The organism is Piscinibacter sp. (assembly GCF_047600445.1).
Classification (GTDB): Bacteria; Pseudomonadota; Gammaproteobacteria; order Burkholderiales; family Burkholderiaceae_C; genus Piscinibacter.
Map to the genome: position 1 here is coordinate 1,122,455 of NZ_JASGKT010000002.1, position 22,575 is coordinate 1,145,029.

Annotated in this window: 17 protein-coding genes; 8 read left to right on the plus strand and 9 right to left on the minus strand. The window is 72.3% G+C overall.

All coding sequences use genetic code 11. The features are described from left to right. The 3 genes from QM792_RS09405 to QM792_RS09415 all read right to left on the minus strand — a co-directional run bounded on the left by QM792_RS09405 (position 1) and on the right by QM792_RS09415 (position 4,299). Positions 1 to 2,952 carry a PAS domain-containing protein gene (locus QM792_RS09405; protein ID WP_415149456.1) on the minus strand — a complete coding sequence of 984 codons (2,952 nt, stop codon included), beginning with the start codon at positions 2,950 to 2,952 and terminating at the stop codon, positions 1 to 3. A gap of 14 nt (positions 2,953 to 2,966) precedes the next feature. Beyond that, positions 2,967 to 4,004, minus strand: coding sequence for an NADP-dependent oxidoreductase (locus QM792_RS09410; RefSeq protein ID WP_415149457.1), 1,038 nt, complete (start codon positions 4,002 to 4,004; stop codon positions 2,967 to 2,969). 85 nt (positions 4,005 to 4,089) lie between these two features. Continuing rightward, a complete protein-coding gene (locus tag QM792_RS09415; protein ID WP_298830305.1) occupies positions 4,090 to 4,299 on the minus strand; it encodes a cold-shock protein in 210 nt (69 codons plus the stop codon). 233 nt (positions 4,300 to 4,532) lie between these two features. Here QM792_RS09415 and QM792_RS09420 point away from each other — a divergent pair, with 233 nt between their 5' ends. Continuing rightward, complete coding sequence (locus QM792_RS09420; RefSeq protein ID WP_415151604.1) at positions 4,533 to 5,534, plus strand: LLM class flavin-dependent oxidoreductase; 1,002 nt, start codon at positions 4,533 to 4,535, stop codon at positions 5,532 to 5,534. Continuing rightward, positions 5,534 to 5,770 carry an RNA-binding S4 domain-containing protein gene (locus tag QM792_RS09425; RefSeq protein WP_415149459.1) on the plus strand — a complete coding sequence of 79 codons (237 nt, stop codon included), beginning with the start codon at positions 5,534 to 5,536 and terminating at the stop codon, positions 5,768 to 5,770. Before QM792_RS09420 ends, QM792_RS09425 begins: the two co-directional genes overlap by 1 nt. Before the next feature lie 23 nt (positions 5,771 to 5,793). Here the strand turns inward: QM792_RS09425 and QM792_RS09430 are convergent, their stop codons facing one another. Then, positions 5,794 to 7,200: an agmatine deiminase family protein gene (locus QM792_RS09430; protein ID WP_415149461.1), complete on the minus strand. Its 1,407-nt coding sequence runs from the start codon at positions 7,198 to 7,200 to the stop codon at positions 5,794 to 5,796. Between the two features lie 190 nt (positions 7,201 to 7,390). On the opposite strand from QM792_RS09430, the gene QM792_RS09435 reads away from it, so the two are divergent. Further along, positions 7,391 to 8,101 carry a response regulator gene (locus tag QM792_RS09435; RefSeq protein ID WP_415149463.1) on the plus strand — a complete coding sequence of 237 codons (711 nt, stop codon included), beginning with the start codon at positions 7,391 to 7,393 and terminating at the stop codon, positions 8,099 to 8,101. Further along, on the plus strand, positions 8,098 to 10,929 hold the full coding sequence (locus QM792_RS09440) for an ATP-binding protein (RefSeq protein ID WP_415149465.1): 2,832 nt from the start codon (positions 8,098 to 8,100) through the stop codon (positions 10,927 to 10,929). The genes QM792_RS09435 and QM792_RS09440 overlap by 4 nt, the downstream gene beginning before the upstream one ends. 15 nt (positions 10,930 to 10,944) lie before the next feature. On the opposite strand, the gene QM792_RS09445 is transcribed toward QM792_RS09440, so the two are convergent. The 4 genes from QM792_RS09445 to QM792_RS09460 form a co-directional block, all read right to left on the minus strand. Further along, positions 10,945 to 13,782, minus strand: a complete 2,838-nt coding sequence (locus QM792_RS09445) for an ATP-binding protein (RefSeq protein WP_415149467.1) — start codon at positions 13,780 to 13,782, stop codon at positions 10,945 to 10,947. A gap of 125 nt (positions 13,783 to 13,907) precedes the next feature. Further along, positions 13,908 to 14,552: a LysE family translocator gene (locus tag QM792_RS09450; protein WP_415149468.1), complete on the minus strand. Its 645-nt coding sequence runs from the start codon at positions 14,550 to 14,552 to the stop codon at positions 13,908 to 13,910. A gap of 94 nt (positions 14,553 to 14,646) precedes the next feature. Then, positions 14,647 to 15,867: an RCC1 domain-containing protein gene (locus tag QM792_RS09455; protein WP_415149469.1), complete on the minus strand. Its 1,221-nt coding sequence runs from the start codon at positions 15,865 to 15,867 to the stop codon at positions 14,647 to 14,649. Positions 15,868 to 16,048: 181 nt separating this feature from the next. Then, positions 16,049 to 16,570 carry an outer membrane beta-barrel protein gene (locus QM792_RS09460; RefSeq protein ID WP_415149471.1) on the minus strand — a complete coding sequence of 174 codons (522 nt, stop codon included), beginning with the start codon at positions 16,568 to 16,570 and terminating at the stop codon, positions 16,049 to 16,051. A 219-nt stretch (positions 16,571 to 16,789) separates the two neighbouring features. Between QM792_RS09460 and QM792_RS09465 the strand changes: the two genes are divergently transcribed. Together QM792_RS09465 and rsgA are read left to right on the plus strand one after the other, a co-directional pair. Continuing rightward, positions 16,790 to 17,536: a 2OG-Fe dioxygenase family protein gene (locus QM792_RS09465; protein ID WP_415149472.1), complete on the plus strand. Its 747-nt coding sequence runs from the start codon at positions 16,790 to 16,792 to the stop codon at positions 17,534 to 17,536. Between the two features lie 324 nt (positions 17,537 to 17,860). Continuing rightward, positions 17,861 to 18,952, plus strand: a complete 1,092-nt coding sequence (gene rsgA, locus QM792_RS09470; protein ID WP_415149474.1) for a ribosome small subunit-dependent GTPase A — start codon at positions 17,861 to 17,863, stop codon at positions 18,950 to 18,952. On the opposite strand, the gene QM792_RS09475 is transcribed toward rsgA, so the two are convergent. Continuing rightward, complete coding sequence (locus QM792_RS09475; protein ID WP_415149475.1) at positions 18,953 to 19,453, minus strand: hemerythrin domain-containing protein; 501 nt, start codon at positions 19,451 to 19,453, stop codon at positions 18,953 to 18,955. 130 nt (positions 19,454 to 19,583) lie between these two features. On the opposite strand from QM792_RS09475, the gene ppk2 reads away from it, so the two are divergent. Together ppk2 and QM792_RS09485 are read left to right on the plus strand one after the other, a co-directional pair. Further along, a complete protein-coding gene (gene ppk2 / locus QM792_RS09480; RefSeq protein ID WP_415149476.1) occupies positions 19,584 to 20,744 on the plus strand; it encodes a polyphosphate kinase 2 in 1,161 nt (386 codons plus the stop codon). A gap of 115 nt (positions 20,745 to 20,859) precedes the next feature. Then, positions 20,860 to 22,575 (plus strand): diguanylate cyclase domain-containing protein, encoded by a 1,716-nt coding sequence (locus QM792_RS09485; RefSeq protein WP_415149477.1) that lies wholly within the window; start codon positions 20,860 to 20,862, stop codon positions 22,573 to 22,575.

The window sequence follows — 22,575 nt, forward strand, 5'->3', positions numbered from 1 at the left end:
TCACACCGCCGGAAACCGCGCCTCCAGCGCGCCGAGGAAGCCGCGGAAGTCGATCGGCTTGGTCCAGTAGTCGTCGAAGCCGGCGGCGCGGGCGCGGGCGATGTCCTCGGGCATCGCGTTGGCCGACAGCGCCACGCAGGGGATCGCCGCCGTCTCGGGCTGCGCGCGCAGGCGGCGCAGCACCTCGTAGCCGTCGAAGTCGGGCAGTTGCATGTCGATCAGCACGAGGTCGGGGCGCAGCGCCGCGGCGCGCGCCACGCCGTCGGCGCCGGTGGCCTCGCTGTGGATGCTCAGGCCCGAGAGACTGCGCACGATCTCCTCGACCAGCATCACGTTGACCGGGTTGTCCTCGATGTAGAGCAGCCGGCCGCGCGGCGCGCTGATCGGCGCGGGCACGCCGGCGGCCGGCTCGCTCGCCGGCGCGAAGGGCCGTCCCGCCTCGGCGGCCGGCAGCGTCACGTCGAAACGGCTGCCGCGGCCGGGCTCGCTCGTCACCGCGATGCGGCCGCCCATGCCGGACACCAGCGCCTTGACGATGGTCAGGCCGATGCCGACGCCCTCGATGCCCTCGCGCTCGGCGCCGAGCCGGTTGAAGGGCTCGAACAGATGCTCGACCTGCGCGGCGCTCAGGCCGCGGCCGGTGTCGGCGACGCTGATCGTCACCGTGTCGCCGTCGCCGCGCGCCGAGAGCCGCACGCACCCGCCGGGCCGGTTGTACTTGATCGCGTTGGTCAGCAGGTTCACCAGCACCTGCAGCGTGCGCGTGCGGTCGGCCAGCGCGCAGCCCTCGACCGCCTCGCGCAGCACCTGCACCTCGTGGCGGCGCGCCAGCGCGGCCACCAGCGGCAGCGCCTGGCCGGCCAGCAGGTCGAGGTCGACGGCTTGCAGTTGCAGGCGCAGGTTGCCGGCTTCCATGCGGGTCAGGTCGAGCACGCCGTCGATCAGCGACAGCAGGTGCTCGCCGGCCGCGCGGATGTGGCCGAGCTTGGCGACGCGCGACGGGTGGGTGTCCTCGAACTGCAGCAACTGCGTGAAGCCGAGCACGGCGTTCAGCGGCGTGCGCAGTTCGTGGCTCATGCGCGCGAGGAACTGCGACTTGGCCTGGCTGGCGCGCTCGGCGACGATGGTCGCCTCGCGCGCGGCGGCGGCCTCGCGCGCGTCGGTCACGTCCCAGTTGATGCCGATGCGGCGCCGCGTGCGGCCGTGTTCGTCGGCCACGGGCAGCGAGCGCGAGGCCAGCCAGCGCAGCCGGCCGTCGGGCAGCCGGATGCGGAACTCGTACTGCGTCGGCTGCGTGCTCGCCGCCAGGCCGGGACAGGCGTCGATGGTGCGCGCGCGGTCGTCGGGGTGCACCAGCGCGAGCTGGTCCTGCGTCGACGGCGGGTTCGCCGCCGGCGCCAGGCCGCGCAGGTGGAACAACTGCTCGTCCCAGCGCTCGACGCCGCTGTCGAAATCGATCTCCCAGGTGCCTATGCCGACGCTGCGCGCGATCAGCGCCGAGCGCTCGTCGGCGCTGCGCAGCGCCTGCTGGGCCAGGCGCTGCTCGGTGACGTCGATGGTCACGCCCAGCACCACGCGGTGGCCGTCGACGTCTTCCGGCCGCGCGCGGTTGATCAGCCAGCGCACCTCGCCGTCGGGACGCACGATGCGGAACTCGCGCTCCTGCATCGGCACCAGCGCCGGCGTCAGCGCGCGCAGCGCGAGGCGAATGCGCTCGCGGTCGTCGGGGTGCACGATGGTGTCCTCCCACACGTGCAGCGGCGGCGTACCGAGCGACGGGTCGCGGCCGGTGATGGCGAACATCTGCGCGTTCCACTGGCCCTCGCCGCTGGCCGCGTCGCGCCACCAGATGCCGATCTGCGCCGACTCCGCCGCCAGTTCCAGGTGGCGCTCCAGCTCGGCCGACTGGCGGCGCTGCTCGACCTGCTCGGTGATGTCCAGCCCGACGCCGAAGAAGGCCAGCGGCGTGCCGTCGGCGGCGCGCTGCGCCACGCGCCGCGCCAGCACGTGGCGCCAGACGCCGTCGCTGCGCCGGTAGCGCGCCTGCATGTAGGTGGGGCGGTTGCTGGCCAGCGCGCGCTCGGTCGAGGCGAGCACTTCGGCCAGGTCGTCGGGGTGGACGAGGCCGCGCACCTCCGCGATCGGCAAGCCCTCGGGTTGCGGCGGGATGCCCAGCGTCGCGTAGCCGTGCTCGTTGTACTGGATGCGGTTGCTGCGCAGATCGTGGCGCCAGATCGTGATGCCGGCCAGCTCGACGGCGAGCTGGAGCTGCGCGTTGACGTCGGTGAGCGAGCGCGCCAGTTCGTAGATATCGGTGTCGTCCATCATCACGCCGATGGCGCGTGTCGGCCGGCCTTCGGCGCCGGCCTTGACTTCCCACTGCGAGTGGATGCGGCGCACCGTGCCGTCGGGCCGCAGCACGCGGTAGTGCTGCGAGTAGCGCCCCGGCGTCTGCTGCGAGCGCAGGTAGGTGCCGGTGAAGTGGTCCTCGGGGTGGATGTAGCGCGTCGCCTTGGCGAAGTCCGGCGTGCCCTGCGCGGGGTCCAGCCCCCAGAAGTCGAAGACGTGGTGGTCCCAGTGGCCGCGGCCGGTGCTGAAGTCGCGCTCCCAGAGGCCGAGCCGGCCGAACTGCTGCGCCACTTCGAGCAGTTCGCGCAGGCGCTCGGCCTCGCGCTGCGCGGTTTCGTCGACCAGGCGCCAGGCCAGGCCCTCGGGCACCGCGTGCACGTGTACCGCGAAGCAGCGCTCGCCGATGGTGACGCGCTCGCCCGGCGGTATCGACGGCGCCGCGCGCAGCGGCGCGGGCAGGCCGGCGCCGAAGCGCTGGCGGAAGGCGTCGTTGCACCAGCGCAGCTCGCCCGCGTCGTCGCTGATCGCGAGCAGTTCGCTCGACGCGGCGGCCCAGTCGGCCAGGGCCTGCGGAGAAGGGCTGGGCTGCGCTGCGTCGCTCACCGGTCGAGTCTAGGTCAGCCGCTCACGTCCAGGACCAGCTTGCCGAAGTTGCCGCCGTCGAAAAGCCGCAGTAATGCCGCCGGGAAGCTCGCGAGCCCTTTCACCACGTCTTCGCGGCTCTTCATGCGGCCGTCCTTCAGGTAGCCGGCCAGTTCGGCGATCGCGGCCGGGTAGCGCTCGGCGTAGTCGAACACCACCACGCCTTCCATGCGCGCGCGGTTGACCAGCAGCGAGAGGTAGTTCTTCGGTCCCTGCACCGGCGCGGTGGCGTTGTACTGGCTGATCGCGCCGCAGATCACGATGCGCGCCTTGCGGTTGATGCGCGTCAAGACCGTGTCGAGGATCTCGCCGCCGACGTTGTCGAAGTAGATATCGACGCCGCCGGGGCAGTGCTGCTTGAGGCCGTCGCGCACGCTGCCGGCCTTGTAGTCGATGCAGGCGTCGAAGCCGAGTTCGTCGACCACGAAGCGGCACTTGTCGGCGCCGCCGGCGATGCCGACCACGCGGCAGCCCTTGATCTTCGCGAGCTGGCCGACCGTCTGGCCAACCGCGCCGGCCGCGCCCGACACCACCACCGTCTCGCCCGGCTTGGGCTGGCCGATGTCCATCAGGCCGAAGTAGCCGGTCATGCCCGGCATGCCCAGCACGTTGAGCCACTGCGTGTCGCTGCCGAGCTTCGTGTCGATCCTGGCCAGGCCGCTGCGGCCGATGTGCCCGGCCGGGACCAGGCAGTAGGTCTGCACGCCGAGCGTGCCGCTGACCTTGTCGCCGACCGCGAAGGCCGGGTTCTTCGAGGCCACCACCACGCCGATGCCGCCGGCGCGCATCACCTCGCCGATGCCCACCGGCGCGATGTAGCTCTTGCCCTCGTTCATCCAGCCGCGCATCGCCGGGTCGAGCGACAGGTGCGTGGCGCGCACCAGCACGCCGCCCTCGTCGGGCAGTGCCACCGGCTCCTCGGTGAAGCGCCAGTCGCCGTCCCTGGGCAGCCCGAGGGGCCGCGCGGCGAGGCGTACCTGGTGGTTGATCGCGCTGGCGAGGTCGGTACTCATGCTCTTGCCTCCTGGAGAACAAAACAAAAAGCCGCGGACGGAGCCGCGGCCTTGGCTTGCTGCGGCCCGAAGGCCGGGCGCAGGTTCAGAGCGGGCGGATGTTGGCCGCCTGCAGGCCCTTCTGGCCTTGCTTGACTTCGAATTCGACGCGCTGGTTTTCCTGCAGCGTCTTGAAGCCGTTGCCCTGGATGTCGCGGAAGTGGGCGAAGAGGTCGGCGCCGCCGGCGTCTTGCGCGATGAAGCCATAGCCCTTGGCTTCGTTGAACCACTTCACGGTACCGGTCTGGGTCGTCATGGACGGGATCCTATCTGTCTAACAATGGAGTCGAACACGCACCGCGTGATGCGGCGCAAAAGCAGCACACTCAAGCAACGAGCAGGAGATTTCGATCGAGGCCGACTGCGACGGGCGCAGTGGATGGAGCGGAGATCACGAACGATCGGTGACTTGCGTAGAACTGTGGCGCTAATGTACACGACGGCGCGCCGGTGTGCGCGTTGTGCCAAGCTCGCAACATGCGAACGAACCTGCAGCTTTCCGTTCTCGATCAATCCGTCGCGCTGGCCGGCCGCGGCGAGGACGAGGCGATCCGCGACACCTTGTCGCTGGCCGAACACGCCGAGGTGCTCGGCTACGCGCGCTTCTGGCTCAGCGAGCACCACGGCCTGCCCACCATCGTCGGCAGCGCGCCCGAGATCCTGATGGCGGCGGTGGCCGCGCGCACGCGCCGCATCCGCATCGGCAGCGCCGGCGTGATGCTGCCGCACTACAGCGCCTTGAAGGTGGCCGAGCAGTTCCGCGTGCTGGAGGCGCTGGCGCCGGGGCGCATCGACCTCGGCGTCGGCCGCGCGCCGGGCGGGGACATGCGCATCGCGCAGGCGCTCAACCCGAACGCCTACGGCGCCGCCGAGCACTTTCCGGAACAGGTGCGCGACCTGCAGGCCTGGACCTCGCTGCCGGCGCACCGCGGGCTCAGCGCGCATCCGCTCGGCGCGCATGCGCCGCAGCTGTGGGTGCTGGGCAGCTCCGACTACGGCGCGCAGCTCGCCGCGCAGTTCGGGCTGCCGTATGCCTTCGCGTACTTCTTCATGGACGGGCAGGGCGTCGAGCGCGCGCTCGAGCTGTACCGCACGCTGTACCGGCCGAGCGAACGCCATCCGCGGCCACAGGCCACGGTGTGCGTCTGGGCCCTGGTGGCCGACCGTGCCGACGACGCGCGCCACCATGCGCTGAGCCGCGACCGCTGGCGTGTCGACCGCGCACGCGGCCGGCTCGGGCCGCTGCAGGACCCGGACCGCATCGCCGAGCGCGGTTTCGGTACCGAGGACATGCCGGTGCTCGAGGCCATGCGCGCCAAGGCCTTCGTCGGCGATGTGGCCGAGGTGGCGCAGCGCCTGCGTGCGCTGGCCGCATCGCTCGAGCTCGACGAACTGGTGGTCAACACCTGGGCCTTCGACCCCGCAGTGCGCCGGCGGTCCTATGCGCTGCTGGCACGCGAGTTCGGCCTGACGCCGCAGGAGGCCGCGTGATGCGCAGCATCGAGTTCGCCGTGCGCGGCGAGTTCATCACGCTCGATGCGTTGCTGAAGGCCACCGGCCTGGCCGACAGCGGCGGCGCCGCCAAGGCGATGGTGGCTGCCGGCAAGGTGGCGGTCGATGGGCAAATGGAGCTGCGCAAGACCTGCAAGCTGCGGCCCGGCCAGGTGGTGAGCCTGGCCGGCACGCGCATCCACCTGCGCGGCGCGGATGACGGCTCTTCCGCCTGAGCCGGCGTGCGATCGCCATCGCGTCAGACGGGAACCTGCTGGCTGATGCAGTGCATGCCGCCGCCGCCGGCCAGGATCGCGTCGACGTTGAGCTGCACGACACGACGGCCAGGGTAGCAGGTCTCGATGATGGACTTGAAGCGCGCGTCCTTCTCTTCCAACGACGGGTCGCGTCCTTCCGCGTGGAACTGCGGGATCAGCACCAGCCCGTTGGTGACCAGGAAGTTCATGTAGCTGGCCGGCAGCACGAACTTCACCGGCTGGTTGCCGGCGAAGGCTTCGGCCCCCACCAGGCGCTGCACCGGGTGGTGGTCCAGGTCGGCGATGGCCTGGTACAGCACGTCGTCGGGCCCGATGTCGATGAGGATGGCGCCCGGCTCGGGCACGCGCACGATGTCCAGCGGCTGGCCCGCCTCGTTGCTGGCGCCGCGCAGGATCGTATGCGCTTCCTCCAGCACCTCGTGCGCGAGCATGCCGATGGGGTCGCCCGCAGCCTGCGCGGCGGCCAGCTCGGCGGCCGTCACCTCCGGCAGCAGCAGGGTGCGGGCATCGACCCAGGCCACCATCTCGTCGATGTGCGTCACGCCCAGGTTGTAGACGTGCTCGCCGCCGACCAGGTAGGGCGTCTGCCGCACCGCATGCGCGTCGGTGGGCAGGTTGCGCGGCAGCCAGAGCATCTTGCGCACGCCGAACACGCGCTTGATCTCGTCCTCGATCTGCGTCTTGCTCCAGCCCGGGTTGCGGCCCAGCAGGCCGATCTCGAGCGCGATCACCGTGCCCTGGCCGTTGAAGTGCAGGTTGCCGCCCTCGGCGATCAGCGGCGAGCGCTCCACCGGGTGGCGCAGCGACTCGGCCACGCGCACGGCCAGGTCGTTGTCGAAGTCGTACAGATCGACCGTGTCCGGCCCGCCGAACGCGTTGTAGCCGTAGCCGTCGAACTCGAAGTCGACCACCCGGTGCTCGCCGCGGCCGTTGCTCAGGAAGATGCCGCCGTAGTCGCGCACCCAGAACTCGCCGTGCTCGACACGCAGCAGCCGAACCCGCGCGTCGATGGTGCTCTGCGGCACGCCCAGGCCGAGCAGGGCCTGTGTCAGCGCACCGGCATCGCCGCCGTCGGGCTGGTCGCTCTGGTCGGTGTTGACCAGGTAGATCACCGGCACGTGCGCCACCAGTTCGCGGATCATGCGGGCCTGCGTGTCCAGCGTGGACCAGTCGTGCTTGTAGTCGTAGCCCAGCGAGGCCATCAGCACGGCCTGCTGCGTCTCGGTCTCGGCCGGCACGCGAAAGGCCGGCGCGGCGTCGCCGCCTCCGCCACAGGCGGCCAGCGCCAGGCTGCCCAGCGTGCCCAGCAGCAGGTGGCGGCGGTTCAGCGTGGCCCGGGGGGTGGTGTGCGGGCCGCGTGGGGCAGGCCGCCGGGGGTGTGCGTGCATTTCGACTCTCCTGTGACGAGGGATCCGCCGCACCGTGCGGCGCGAATGCAGGCAGTGTGAAAAGCGCAGGTATCAATTCGCCTTCGCGTCCGGCCGGGCCGGGTTTCATTTGTTTCAGGCGTGCCCGCCGACCCGGGGCCATCGCGCATACTGCGCGCCTCCATTCCGACCTTGCCTCCGCCCGCGTGCCATGAATGCCGAACCGCGCCTGCTGATCGTCGACGACGAGGCGGAGCTGATCGAGATCCTGCAGGAGTACTTCGGCGGCCTCGGCTACGGCGTCCAGGCCGCGCGCAATGCCGCGCAGGCCAAGGTGCTGCTGACCCAATCGCCGCCGGATCTGGCCATCCTCGACATCCGCATGCCGGGCGAGGACGGCCTGTCGCTGGCGCGCTGGATGCGCGAGCACTGCCCGCGCACCGGCATCGTGATGCTGACCACCGCGGCCGAGGTGATCGACCGCGTGGTGGGTCTCGAGATGGGGGCCGACGATTACCTGGGCAAGCCCTTCGACCTGCGCGAGCTGCTGGCGCGCGTGAAGAGCGTGCTGCGCCGCCGCGAGGCGGCCGGCGCGCAAGCCGAGCCGGTGCCGCCCGGCCAGGTGATGTTCGGGCGCTGCCGGCTCAACCTGGAGGCGCGCAAGCTGTTCGACGCCAACGGCCGCGAGATGCCGATCACCGCGATGGAGTTCGACCTGCTGCGCGTGCTGGCCGAGCGCCCCAACCGCGTGCTCAACCGCGACGAGCTGATGGCGCTGGCGCACCACCGCGGCTGGGAGGTGTTCGACCGCTCGATCGACCTGCGCATCATGCGGCTGCGCCGCAAGATCGAACCCGACCCCGAGAAGCCGGAGGTCATCAAGACGGTGCGCGGCGTCGGCTACATGTTCGTGGCGCCATGACGGGCGGCACCGCGGCGCCGGCCCCGTCCGGCCCGGACCGCCATGGGCTGCTGGCGCGGCGCGTGCGCTGGCTGCTGCTGGGCGTCACGCTGCCGCTGTTCGCGGTGGTGCTCGCGCTGGCCGCGCTGCAGTACCACGACCAGCGCGAGCAGGTGCTGCAGGACCTGGCCACCGCCAGCGGCAGCTATGCGATCTCGCTCGACGCCGTCGCCAAGCTGGCGCACGACCACGTGCTGCAGATGCAGGCCTGGTCCGAGGGCTACTTCACCCACCCGCCGGGATTCGCGAGCGGCCTGCGCCGGCACTTCACGCCGCGACTCGACCACGGGCAGCCCGACGGCTACACGCTGGACGCGGTGCCCGAGGACCAGCGCGCCGCGATGGGGCAGCTGCTGTGGCTGGGCGAGGACCCGCGCGTGGCGGGCAGCGGCCGCGTCGCGCTCGACCACGGGCTGGACTTCTTCGGCCTGGTGCGGCTCACGCACGACCTGACGCCGTACTTCCGCTGGTCGTATTTCTTTCCCGCGTCGCGTGACTACCTGTCGATCTATCCGTGGGCGTCGAGCACCGACATGGTCAACGGCATGAACTACGGCTCGGTGCGCGCCGGCATGCCGCGCTGGTTCGGCTACGAGGTGTTCACCGCCGGCACGCCGCAGCGCAACCCCAAGCGCGAGGTCTACTGGACCGCGCCGTACCTCGACGGCGCCGGCACCGGCGCGATGGTGTCGGTGGGCGCGCCGGTGTACCGCGGCGAACAGTTCGAGGGCATCGTCGCCACCGACCTGAAGCTGGCGATGCTGGAGAGTCTCGTGCGCCGCTTCCGCCACGACGTCGGGCGGCTGTGGGTGCTCGATGCCCGGCAGCGCGTGCTGGCCGACTCCGGCGGTGCGCAGGACAACGCGCTGCACCGCTTCGACGAGGTGCGCCCGGCCGGCCTGCACGCGGCCGCGCTGGAGACGGCGCATGCCTCGCCCGGCGCGCCGGTGGAGGCCGGCGGCCACACGGTGGTGGTGCACGACATGCCCCACGCGCCGTGGACGCTGGTCTATGGCATCAGCGAGGGCGAGATCGGCCGCCTGCTGCTGCCGCGCTTCATCCCGTACGGAGTGATCCTCGCGATCCTGGCGCTGAACTTCTTCGTGGCGCTGTACCTGCTGCGCCGCGAGCTGATCCACCCGGCGCTGGCGCTGGCACGCTACATCCAGCAGGTGGCCGAGGAGCCCGGCACCGCCGCGCCCCGGCTGCCGGCGCTGTGGCAGCCGCTGGCCGGCGTGGTGTCACGCGCGCTGGACGCCCACCGGCGCGCCACGCTGCAGCTGCAGCACAGCGAAGCCTTCAAGTCGGCCATCGTCGAGAACGCGATGCTGGCCGTCGTCACCACCGACGAGCAGGCGCGCATCGTCGAATTCAATGCCGCGGCCGAGGCGATCTTCCAGCGCACGCGCGAGGCCGTGCTGCGGCAGGACATGGTCGCGCTGCTGATCGCCCCGGCCGAGCGCGAGGCCTGCCGCGACGGGCTGCGGCGCCTCCTGGCCCCCGGCGCGGCGGGCGGGCACGACCGGCGCGAGCTGAGCGGCGTGCGCGCCGACGGCAGCGAGGTGGCGCTGGAGATGTCGGTGTCGAGCGCGCTCGTCGGCGACACCTGTTACTTCACCGCCTTCTTCTCAGACCTGACCTCGCGCAAGGCCGCCGAGCGCGAGCTGGCGAGCCAGCGCGAGACGCTGCGCCAGAGCGAGAAGCTGTCGGCGATGGGCGCCTTGCTGGCCGGCGTGGCGCACGAGCTGAACAACCCGCTGGCCATCCTGATGGGCCGCTCGGCACTGCTGGAGCGCAAGGCGGCCGACCCGGCGGTGAAGGCCGATGCCCTGAAGATCCATGCCGCTGCCGACCGCTGCGGGCGCATCGTGCGCACCTTCCTCGCGATGGCGCGGCAGCGCCCCGCGCAGCGCCGCCGCGTGCAGCTGGCCGACGTGGTGGGCGGCGCGCTCGACCTGGTGGGCTACAACCTGCGCAGCGGCGGCATCGAGGTCGTGCAGCGGCTCGACGAGCCGCTGCCGGCGCTGGAGGTCGATGCCGACCAGATCGGCCAGGTCGTCGTCAACCTGCTGGTCAACGCGCAGCAGGCCCTGGCCGACCAGCCCGAGCCGCGCCGGGTCACCGTGACGGCGCACGCGCAGGGCGAGGGCGTCGTGCTGCGCCTGCAGGACAACGGCCCCGGCGTGGCAGCGTCGATCCGCGACCGCATCTTCGATCCCTTCTTCACCACCAAGCCCGAAGGCGCAGGCACCGGCGTGGGCCTGTCGGTGAGCCGCGCCATCGTGCGCGAGCATGGCGGCGAGCTGGCGCTGGTGGACAGCGCGGCCGGCGCGGCCTTCGAGCTGTACCTGCCGCTGCGCGGCCCGCACCCGCTGCCGGCCGACGGCGCGGCGCCGGTCGCCGAGGCCGGCGGGCGCGGCGGCCATGCGCTGGTGATCGACGACGAGGACGAGGTGGCCCAGCTGCTGTGCGACGTGCTGCGCTCGGCCGGCTGCACCGCCACCTCGGTGGCCAGCGGACGCGAGGCGCTGGCCTGGCTGGACCGCAACGCCTGCAGCGTCATCCTGTGCGACATCCGCATGCCCGACATGGACGGCCCGGCCTTCTGGCGCGCGCTGCAGGCGCGGCACCCGCAGATGCTGCGCCACCTCGCCTTCGTGACCGGCGACACGCTGTCCGCCAGCGTCGCGCCCTTCCTGCGCGAGACGGGGCTGCCCAGCCTCGACAAGCCCTTCACGCCCGACGAGGTGCTGGAGCTGGTCGCGCAGATCGAGCGCGTCGAGGGCTGACCCCGCTCCTTCCCGTCAGCGCATCACGGCCGCGATGCAGGCCAGCACCTCGTCGGGCGTGAAGGGCTTGTCGATCACCGGTACCCGCACCTCGCGCAGGAACTCGTGCGCGCCGCTGCTCAGCGTGTCGCCGGTGACGACGATGACGCGACGCGCCAGCGCCGGGTGGCGGTGCTCGATGTCGCGGTACAGCGCCGGGCCGTCCATGCCGGGCATCTTCAGGTCGGTCATCACCAGGTCGAAGGGCTGCGCCGCGAGCTGTGCCAGCGCCTGTTCGCCGCTGTTCGCGAGCACCGCCGCGTGGCCGGCGTGCTGCACGATCTCGCCCAGGATCTCGGCGATGTCGATCTCGTCGTCGACGATCAGCACGCGCCATGGCCCGCCCGCCGACGGCGTGGCCGCGGGTGCCGTCGCCGGGAGGGAGGGAGCCGCCGCCGGCGCGTGAGCCGGCAGGCTGACGACGAAGCGCGCGCCGCGGTTCGGCGCGTGCGGCGCGAGCAGCATGCTGCCGCCGTGCGACTGCACGATGCCCAGGCTCACCGACAGGCCCACGCCGGTGCCGTCGCCCACCGCCTTGGTGGTGAAAAAGGGCTCGAAGATGCGCGCGCCCAGTTCCGGCGCGATGCCGGGGCCGCTGTCCTGCACGACGACCTGCACCTCGTGTCCGCCGGCGGCGCGATGCGTGCTCACCTGCAGCTCGCGCCGGCCGGCCTGGCCGGACATGGCCTGCTGGGCATTGGTGAAGAGGTTCATGAACACCTGGCCGAGCTGGTCGGCATCGGCCAGCACCGGCGGCAGGTCGTCGGCGAGCGCGGCGTGCACGCTGATGCCGCTGCTGTCGAGCGTGTAGGCCAGCACCTCCAGCGCGTCGGTGATCACCCGGTTCACCGAGGTCGGTGCGCGCGTCACATCCTGGCGCCGCGCCATCGCGAGGAAGGTCTTCACGATGCGCGCGCAGCGCTCCGCCGCCTGGCGGATCCTGCCGGCGGTCTCGCGCTCGGTGGACGAACGCGCGGCCGATTCGAGCTGGATCGAGCGGCCCACGACCACCGCCAGCGGGTTGTTCAGCTCGTGCGCCACGCCGGCCAGCAGGCTGCCCAGCGCCGTGAGCTTCTCGCTCTGGTGCAGCGCCTCGCGCTGGCGCGCCAGGGTCTCCTCGGCGGCCAGGGTCTCGGACACGTCGCGCACGTTCAGCACCAGGCCCTGGATGGCGGGGTGGTGCCGCAGGTCGCTGGCTGCGACCTCCAGCGTGCGCCACTGGCCGTTGGCATGGCGGGCGCGGCACTGCACCGGCTTGCCCAGCGGCCGTTCCAGCCGCGGCCCGAGCTCGGCCGCGTCGTCGGGGTGCATCAGCGCCCGCGCCGGCGAGCCGACCAGCGCATCGACCGGATGGCCCAGCATGCGTTCGGCCGGCGGGCTGACGTAGCTGAACACGCCCCGGGCATCGACGACCGCGATCACGTCGGAGGCGTTCTCGGTCATGGCGCGCCAGCGCTCCTCGGTCAGGCGCAGCGAGGTCAGCGCCTCCTCGATGCGGCGCTTGTCCTCGCGCAGCGTGGCGTCGCGCTGCGCGACCTTGTCGGTCATGTCGTTGAACGCGGTGGCCAGCCGGCCCAGCTCGTCCTCGCGCGTGGTGGGCAGGCGCACGCCGGTGTCGCCGCCGGCCACGCGCTCGGCCGCGCGGGTCAGCTCGCCCAGCGGCGCGGCCACGTGCCGGCGCAGCACCAGGCCGAAGAGGGCCAGCAGGCTCAGCAGCACGCCCATGCCCGCCCCGGCGGCCCACAGCACGGGCCCGCGGGCCTGGTCGCGCACCAGCGTGCCGGGCTGGGCCGCGGCGATGTACCACTGCGGACCGTGGATCAGCGACACGGCGAAGTACGCGTCGCTTTGCGCGCCGTAGCCCGATTGCGGATGCCCGGTGGCGGCTTTTCGGGCGGCCTGGGCGAGCAGGCCCGGCAAGTCGCCGTCGAGCTGGTCCAGCCGGTAGGTGCCGACCTGGCGCGACAGCCGCTCGCCCATCGCGGTGTCGGCGAGCAGGCGTCCGTCGGCGTGGAACAGCAGGTAGCGGCCCTCGCTGCCGTGCGGCGGCAGCACGCGGGCGAGGAAGTCGTTGAGCAGCAGCGTGCTGGCCACCGCCGCGACGTGGCGCCCGTCCACGTGGATGGGCGTGACCGCGGTGTAGACCGGCCCGAGCGTGGAGCCCACCTCGTCGATCTCCGCCATCGACCAGCGCGTGGGTGCGCCCGGCGCGGCCTGCTCGTAGGCCAGGCGGCCCCATTCGTAGTGGAGCTGGGTGAAGTCCTCGCCGATGTCGAAGATCCAGTTCGGGTACAGGTAGGGGTCGAAGCCCATGTTGGCTTCTTCCGGCAGGCCGACGAAGAACAGGTTGTCGTGGCGCAGCGCCGCGCCCGGGCCGAAGTGCTTGGACAGGTCGTAGAACAGCACCACGCGGCGGCGCAGGTCGTCGTTGAGCGCCGCGGACCGGGCGATCCAGCCGGTGGGATGGATGCGCCCGTCGGCGATCTCGCGGCGGTTGCGCCAGGCTCCGTCGGGATAACGCGTCATCAGCGCGTCGAAGCGGCGCAGCGTCGCCGCGTCCTGGTATTGCGGCCATTGGCTGACGAAGGCGTTGCGCACGGTCTCGTGCGTCTCGGCGGAATGCTCCAGCACCCGTTCGGCCTGCCGCGCGCGCTCCTGCACGCGCAGCATCAGGCGGCTGGTGGCCTCGGCTTCGGTCTGCCGGAACAGCACATAGGTGCCCAGCAAACTGGTGAGCAGCAGCACCAGCGCCCCGCCCAGGGCGAGTCGCCACAGGGTCTGGCCGGTCAGCGTACGGGAAAAGGCGTGCTTCATGCCGTCGAGGGGCCAGAGGCCGGGCCGCAAGGGCTGCGGGACGATAGCAGAGGCCCGGCGGCAGGCGCCGGGGCGGCGCCCGGCGCTTGTGTTTCATTGGTTTCAGCCGCGGCGCGGCGCGCGCGTCAGAGCCGCGCCTGGGTGGCGAGCAGGCCGCCGGCCAGCATCAGCGCCGCGCCGCTCAGGCGCTGGAAGTGCCGCGCGCGCACCGGGTGCGACAGCGGCACCATCAGCCGCTGGCCGACCGCCGCGTAGGTGCTCATCACGGTGCCGTCGACCACCATCCAGGTGATGAACAGCACGGCTGTCTGCGCTGCGCGCGGCTGTGATGGGTCGAGAAACTGCGGGAACAGCGCGCCGAAGAACAGCAGGTCCTTCGGGTTGCTGATGCCCACCAGGAAGCCGGTGCGGAACAGCGGCAGCGGCGAATGGCGCGTCGGCACGACGACCGGCCGGCGCGCCGCGACGGGCGCAGGCACGGCGGCGTGGCGGCCGCGCCAGGTGTGCACGCCCAGCCAGATCAGGTAGGCCACGCCGAGCAGGCGCAGCAGGTCGAAGGCGCGCTCGCTGGCGGTCAGCACCTCCCACAGACCGAAGGCCGACACGCTCATCAGCACGAAGGAGGAGACGGTGCCGCCGAGCACCGTGGCCAGCGTGCGGCGGGCGCCGTGCTGCACGCCGTGGTTCACGCAGGTCAGCGCGGCGGGGCCGGGCGTGGCGATGACGAAGGCGATGACGCCGCAGTAGATCAGCCAGGTGTCGAGGGACATGTCCGCTCTCCGGAAGGAGCCAAGGGATCGAGGGAAGAAAGGCCGGCGCAGCGCCCCGCGGCCGAAGTGACGGCGGGGCGCTGCGCGTGGATGCTCAGGGCATCAGCGCGCCGGTGAACACCTGGACCGGCGTCAGGCGGCGGGTCTGCGTGCCGTCGCCGAGGCGGCCGTTCTCGTTCGCGCCCCAGGCCATCAGGCTGCCGTCGCTGCGCAGGGCCAGGCCGTGCACGAAGCCGGCGACGACCTCGCTGACCTGGCCCAGCCCGCTCACCGCCACCGGCGACGACTGCTGCGTCATGCCGCCGTTGCCGAGCTGGCCGTCGATGTTGTCGCCCCAGCTGCGCACGCTGCCGTCGTCCAGCAGTGCGTAGGTGTGGTCACCGCCGGCCTCGATGCGCTTGACGCCGGCCAGGCCGTTGGTCTGCACCGGCGAGTAGCGGTGGACGAGGGTGCCGTCGCCGAGCTGGCCGTAGTCATTGGCGCCGAAGCCGCGCACCGTGCCGTCGGCCAGCGAGACCACGCTGTGGAACCAGCCGCCCGCGATCGAGCTGACGTTGGCCAGGCCGCTCACGGCCGTGGGCAGGTGCTTCTCGTCGGTGCTGCCGACGCCGAGCTGGCCGAAGCTGTTGTCGCCCCAGGCCATCACGGTGCCGTCGTTCTTCAGCGCGAGCATGTGGTACATGCCGCCGCCCAGCACCTTCACGTCGGACAGCGTCGTGACCTGCACCGGCGAGTAGCGGTAGGTGTCGGTGCCGTCGCCGAGCTGGCCGTTGTAGTTGCGGCCCCACGACCACACCGTGCCGTCGGTCTTCAGCGCGAAGCTGTGGTAGCCCTTGGCGTGGATGGCCTTCACGCCGGTCAGGCCCGGCACGGCCTGCGGCGTGGCGCGGCTGTTGACGCTGCCGTCGCCGAGCTGGCCGCTGTCGTTGTAGCCCCAGGTCCAGACCGTGCCGTCGGACTTCAGTGCGAGCGAGTGGTACTCGCCCGCGGCCACCTGCTTGACGCCCGCCAGACCCGGCACCTGGATCGGCGCGTGGCGGTCGATGTGCGTGCCGTCACCGAGCTGGCCGTCGCCGTTGCGGCCCCAGGTCCAGACGCTGCCGTCGTTCTTGATGGCCATCGTGTGGCGATAGCCGGCGGAGACCGTGAAGCCGCCCGCGCCGCTGCCACCGCTGCTGTCCGGCGGCGTGCTGGTGCCGGTGTCGCCGTCGGCGCCGGACTCGGCGCCTGCGCTTCCGCCCCCGCCGCAGCCGGTGACGAGGGTGGTGGCCATCAGCGCGGACCCGCAGAGGATCCACAGACGATCGTTCTTCATTTTCCAAAGCTCCTGTTCGTTCCGCGTCGCGGAGGGCTGCGAGCTGCAACCGTGCTTCTCGCTGGACAGGAAGTTTGAAAAACGCGCGTATCAATCCGACGGCGGGCTTTGTTTCAATGGTTGAGGGCGGCTGAAACGGAAACGCGGCCGCCGGCGAGCCGGCGGCCGCGATGATCCGCGGTCAGAACTTGTAGTTCAGGCCCACCGAGTACATGTCGGCGTTCGACTTGTCGCCCAGCGCGTCGAAGCGGTAGCGCTCCCACTCGCCGCGCACGCCCAGGCGCGGGTCGAAGTCGTACTGCAGCCCGGCGCCGACCTTGTAGCTGGTGCCGCGGTCGCTGCCGTCCAGGCTGCTCCTGAGCTTGCCGTTGAACACGCCGACGCGGCCCAGCGCCGAGAAGCCGTTGCCCAGCGGCAGCGTGCCCACCGCGTCGGCGAAGTAGCCGTCGGCCTTCAGCCGGCCGGCGGCGCTGTCGAACTTGCCCAGGCGCGCGTAGCCGGCCTCGATGCCGAAGTTGGGCGTGAACGACCAGCCGCCGTAGAGCTTGCCGCCGGTGGACGATTTGTCGGTGGACAGGCCGCCGATGTCGTCGCCCTTCCAGTGCGAGGACGACAGGCTGCCGCCGACCGACAGGCCTTCGGCATGCGCCGCGGCGGCGCCGAGCAGGGCCACGGACACGAGGGCGTTGGCGAACTTCTTCATGGAGGAACTCCTTGTGTGAGTGAAGGCCGCGCGCATCGGGGCGCACGGCGGATTTCGACGATGCGCGGCCATCGTGAAGCGCATGCGAGCGCGTGATGAAGTTGTGTGGGCTCGCGTAAAGGCGGGTGAAAGGCGTGCGCCCAGGCGTCGGGCGCGGAACCCGGCCGCGTGTGGGGTGTCCAAGGCCGGCGCTGGCACGAAGCAGGCATCATCGGCGCCATGACCGCGCTGCTCGCCCCCGACTTCACCGAACCCGATGCGCTCGACGACGCGCTGCGCCGCGACGGCCACGCCGCGCTCGCCCCGGAAGGACTGGCGCGGCTGACCGGCCTCGCGCCTGCATCGTTCGACGCCTGGCTGCCGTCGTGGAACCGCCTGCCGCCCGACGCCCATTTGCGCGACGGCGGCCGCTACCGGCGCCGCCGCCACGGCAGCTTCGTGGTGCGCGGCGACGCGGCCAGCGCGGAGGCGCACCGCGCGCACTGGCAGCCGGTGTCGTACAACGCGCTGCACGGCGGCATCGAGCGCTGGTTCGAGCCGCTCGAAGCCGCGCTCGCCGGCGATGCGGCCTTCACGCGGCTGCTCGTCGCGCTGGGCGGCGTCTGCTCGGCGCGCAAGGGCGCGCAGCCGTGGTACGTCGAGGCGCACCAGTTCCGCATCGACACCGAGGGCGGCATCGGCCGGCCCACGCCGGAAGGCGCGCACCGCGACGGCGTCGACTTCGTCGCGGTGATCCTCGCGGCGCGCGAAGGCGTGAAGGGCGGCGAGAGCCGCGTCTTCGACGCCAACGGGCCGCAGGGCCGGCGCTTCACGCTGACGCGGCCCTGGACCACGCTGCTGCTCGACGACGAGCGCGTGATCCACGAGACCACGCCGATCCAGCCGGCCGCGCCGGGCGGGCACCGCGACACGCTGGTGCTGACCTACCGCGCGCATGGCTTCCAGGATCCGACGCCCTCGCGCTGAGCGCGCTTCGACACGATTGACGGCGCGGCGCGTGTGCGCGACACTGCGCGCCGTTTTGCCGATCCCCGCGGCCGCATCGCGCGGCCGCTCCCGCAACCCGAAGCCGAGGAGGTGCCCGATGAACACGATGGACATTGCCCTGCTCGCGGCCGTCGCCTGACGCGCTTTCGGGTCTCGCGTTTCCCGCCTTCCGGCACTCCCGCATCGTGACCTGAGCCGCGCGCGCCGCGGCCGCTTTCCGTTCGCTCCTGCTCCCCGCCGTTCGCGGCGGCCGGCCGGCGTGCCCGTGCGCGCCGGCAACCGATCCGGAAACACCTCATCACCATGATGCAAATCGATTTCGAGCGCCTGCGCGCGATGGGCCTGACCCCCGCGCTGGCGAACCAGGCGATGGCCTGCGCGGCGCAACTGGCCGACGCCGCGCCGCTCGCCCCGATGCGGCTGAGCGCGCTGCACCGCGAGACGCTGCAACTGCACGACGGCGCGCTGGAATGCGGCGCGCGGGTGCTGCCGCGCCTGGCGCGCACGCTGGCCGACGACGAAGACGCGCTGGCCGTCGGCGACTGGGTGCTCGCCGCGCCCGACGCGCACGGCGCGCTGTGGGTGCACGCGCGCGTGCCGCCCGTCACGCGCCTCGTGCGCCGCGACGCCGACGGACGCCGCCACCCGGTGGTGGCCAACGTCGACACCGCGCTGCTCGTGATGGGCCTGGACGCCGACTTCAACCCGCGCCGCATGGAGCGCTTCCTCGCGCTGGTGCAGGGCAGCGGCGTCGCGCCGCTGATCGTGCTGACCAAGGCCGACACCCTGCCCGACGCGCGCGCGCTCTACGCGCGCATGCAGACGCTGCGCGAGCGGCTGCCGGCGGGCGCCGAGATGCTCGCGCTCGATGCGCGCGACGCCGAGGCGGCGCAGTGCCTCGCGCCGCACGCGCTGCCGGGGCGGACGCTGGCGCTGCTCGGCTCGTCGGGCGCGGGCAAGTCGACGCTGACCAACACGCTGCTCGGGCGGGCCGCGCAGCACACCGGCGCGCTGCGCGCCGGCGACGGCCGCGGCCAGCACACGACCACGGCGCGCACGCTGTTCGCGCTGCCCGGCGGCGCCTGCGTGATCGACACGCCCGGGCTGCGCGCGCTGCGGCCCGACGCCGACGAGGCGCAGGTGGCGGCCACCTTCGGCGACGTCGCCGCGCTCGCGCCGCACTGCCGCTTCCGCGACTGCACGCACCGCGGGGAGCCGGGCTGCGCGGTGCGCGCCGCGCTGGACGACGACCGCCTGCGCAACTACCACAAGCTGCTGCGCGAGGCGCGCCGCGACACGATGAGCGCGCTGGAGCGCCAGCGCCAGGTGGCGGCGTGGAAGGCGCGCGGCCGCGCCGGCGCGGCGCGCGCGAAGGCGAAGCGCGAGCCCGGCTGATCAGCCGGCGGTGGCCTCGTCGCGTGTCTCGGGCGTGCAGGCCGCCGAGCCGCAGCTACTGATCTCGGCGTCCGGCAGCGCCTCGGGGTTGAGCACCTCGCCGGTCAGCGGGTCCAGGCCGCAGCGGCGCATGTGCAGCGCCAGCGCCGCGTCCATGCTCTGCGCATGCTGCGGGAACCACTGCGCCAGCTCGCCGGCCATCAGCCGCAGCACGGCGATGTCGCCGTTCTCGGCGCGGCGCAGCCCTTCGCGCATCACGTCGAGCACCACCTTGTGCTGCACCGTGTGGCAGTTGCCGGCCGCGAAGCGGGTCTCGCGCATCCAGCGGTCTTCCTGGTCGAAGTGCACCTGCGTGTGCGCGATCAGCGTGCGCCAGGCGGGGATGATCGCGTCGTCCGCCGCGGCGTCGGCCACGGCGAGCAGGTCGACGAACTCGCGGTGCGTGTCGTCCATGGGAGGCAGGTCCAGCGACAGCGCGTCGGACCATTCGAGTCGGGACATGGCGGGCCTTCGGTACGGATTTGCCGGGAAGCGTAGGCAGGGCGAGGTGCGGCTGCCTTGAGTCAAGTCAACGGTGCTCGCCGGCGGCGGTTCCAAAGTGACCGGTTGATTCATTTGCAGGACGAAGTGCATGGCTCGCATCAACACCACCAGGCAGGCTTCCGGCCGCAGCGGCGCGGCCCCCGCAAAGCCCCGCCGCGGCGTGCGCCGCGCCGCCGACGGCGACGTGATCGCCGCCGATGGCGACGGCCTCGACCGCATCGTCGTCGAGGAGTCGGTGCAGGCCGCGCAGGGCGCCAAGCTCGCCGCGCTGGACGACATCCTGGCGCGCGCCGAAGACCCGGGCGTCGCGGCGCGGCAGTTGCGCGCGATCTTCGAAGGCGCCTCGCCCGACGACGCCGACGCGCTGCGCCGCGAACTGTTCGAAGGCAGCGACGCGAAGCAGCGCCGCCGCCTGGTGCGCCCCGACGAGGAACTGGCGCCCGACTGGCGCAGCGGCGGCTACCCGTACAAGAACCTGATGTCGCGCAAGAACTACGAGCGGCAGAAGTACCTGCTGCAAGTGGAACTGCTCAAGCTGCAGGCCTGGGTGAAGGAGACCGGCCAGCGCGTCGTGATCCTGTTCGAGGGGCGCGACGCCGCCGGCAAGGGCGGCGCGATCAAGCGCTTCATGGAGCACCTGAACCCGCGCGGCGCGCGTGTCGTCGCGCTGGAGAAGCCCACCGAGACCGAGCGCGGCCAGTGGTACTTCCAGCGCTACGTCTCCCACCTGCCGACCGCCGGCGAGATCGTGCTGCTGGACCGCAGTTGGTACAACCGCGCGGGTGTCGAGCGCGTGATGGGCTTCTGCACGCCGGAGGAGTACGCCGAGTTCATGCGCCAGTGCCCCGACTTCGAGCGCCACCTGGTGCGCAGCGGCATCCACCTGATCAAGTTCTGGTTCTCGGTCAGCCGCAAGGAGCAGCGCCGCCGCTTCAAGGAGCGCGAGGCGCACCCGCTCAAGCAGTGGAAGCTCAGCCCGATCGACATGGCCTCGCTCGACAAGTGGGACGACTACACCAAGGCCAAGGAGGCGATGTTCTTCGAGACCGACACCGCCGACGCGCCGTGGACGGTGATCAAGAGCGATTGCAAGAAGCGCGCGCGGCTGAACGCGATGCGCTACGTGCTGCACAAGCTGCCCTACGCGAAGAAGGACCTCGAGCAGATCCGCGCGCTCGACCCGCTGCTGGTGGGCCGCGCGCACGTGGTCTACGAGCGCGGCGAGCGCGTCGGCGGCGCGATTCTCTGAGGCGGCGCTTTCGCCGAGCGCTGCGCGGCGGCGTTGCGGCGCTGCCACGCGCGCGTCGCCGCCGTCACGCCCGCGCGCGGAGCGCTTGCGCCGCTTGCCCGATACTGCGCGCCGCATGAACCTTCTCAAGCGCCTCACCCTGCGGCAGTGGCTCACCTTGCCCTACGTGGCACTGGTGCTGGGCATCGCCGTGCTGATCGGCGCGCTGTCGTACAGCGCCGGCAGCCATGCGGTGGACACCGTGGCCGAGCACCTGCTGCTCGAGACCGTCGGCCGCATCGGCCAGGCGGTGGACCGCCACGTGGTCGGCTCGGCGGCCGTGCTGGAGGCCGCGTTCCCGAACGGCATGGCCGCGCCGGAGCGCATCGAGACCGAGCTGGACGCGCTGCGCATGCGCTTCTGGATCGCCACCACGCTGCACATCGACCCGAACAACTACGTCTACTACGGCTCGCGCCAGGGGCAGTTCTTCGGCCTGTGGCGCGACTCGCTGAGCGAGGCCGAACTGCGCCTGCGCCTGGACGCCGGCGAGGCGCGCCGCATCATGCGCTTCACCGGCATCCACGGCGCGCTCGGCGAGGCCAAGCGCGAGGAGCGCATCTTCGAGCCGCGCGAGCGGCCCTGGTACAAGGCCGGCGAGAGCAGCCCGCACTCGACCTGGACGGCGATCTACATCGACTTCCGCAACGCCGACCTGGTGGCCACGCGCGCGCGGCGCGTGCTCGACGCGGCCGGCGGCCTGCAGGGCGTGGTGGCCACCGACATCTCGCTGCGCCGCCTCAACGACTTCGTGCGCGGCCTCACGCTCAGCGAGAACGCGGTGGCCTTCATCGTCGAGCCCGACGGCATGCTGATCGCCTCGTCGCGCAGCGCCAACATGCGCGCCGACGACCGCAACGAGCGCATCAGCGCCGCGGCCAGCGGCCACCCCTTGCAGGAGGCGGCCTACGCGGCGGTCAGCGCGGCGCTGCGCGCCGATGCCGACAACGGCGTGCTGCCGCGCACGCTGCGCATCGAAGGCCCGCACGGCGAGCCCGTGCACCTGGCCTACAGCCGCCTGCGCGACGACGCCGGGCTCGACTGGATCACCGTGGTGGCGGTGCCGCGCGCCGACTTCATGGGCGACGTGACGCGCAACGTGGCCGGCACGGCGCTGATCGGCCTGGCGGCCGCGGCGCTGGCGATCATGATCGGCCTGACCATCCTGGGCTGGATCGGCCGCGACCTCAAGCGCGTGGCCGACGCGGCGCGCCGCATCGGCGAGGGCCAGCTCGACGTGCCGCTGGAGGTGCGCCGCAGCGACGAGATCGGCGCGCTGGCGGCGAGCTTCAAGTGGATGCAGCAGCGCCTGCGCGTCGACCAGCTCACCGGGCTGGTGAACCGCGAGGTGGTGGTCGGCGGCATCACCGAGCGCATCGCGCACCACCGCCGCGCCGGCGACGAGCGGCCGTTCGCCGTGCTGTTCATCGACCTCGACCACTTCAAGCAGGTCAACGACCGCTTCGGCCACGAGGTCGGCGACCAGGTGCTGGTGGAAGTGGGCCTGCGGCTGCGCCGCGCCACGCGCGAGACCGACCTGGTGGCGCGCTACGCCGGCGACGAGTTCGTGGTGCTGCTCGACAACGTGGCCGACGCCGAGGCCGCCGAGCGCGTGCGCGACGGCGTCGAGCGCGCGCTGGCCGAGACCGCCGGCCTGCCCGAGCAGGTGTCGGGCCGGCTCGGCTCGGTGGGCCTGGCGGTGTACCCGCGCGACGGCCACAGCGCCGCCGACCTGATCCGCGCCGCCGACCACGACATGTACGCGCGCAAGCGCGAGGGCCGGCGCGGCTGA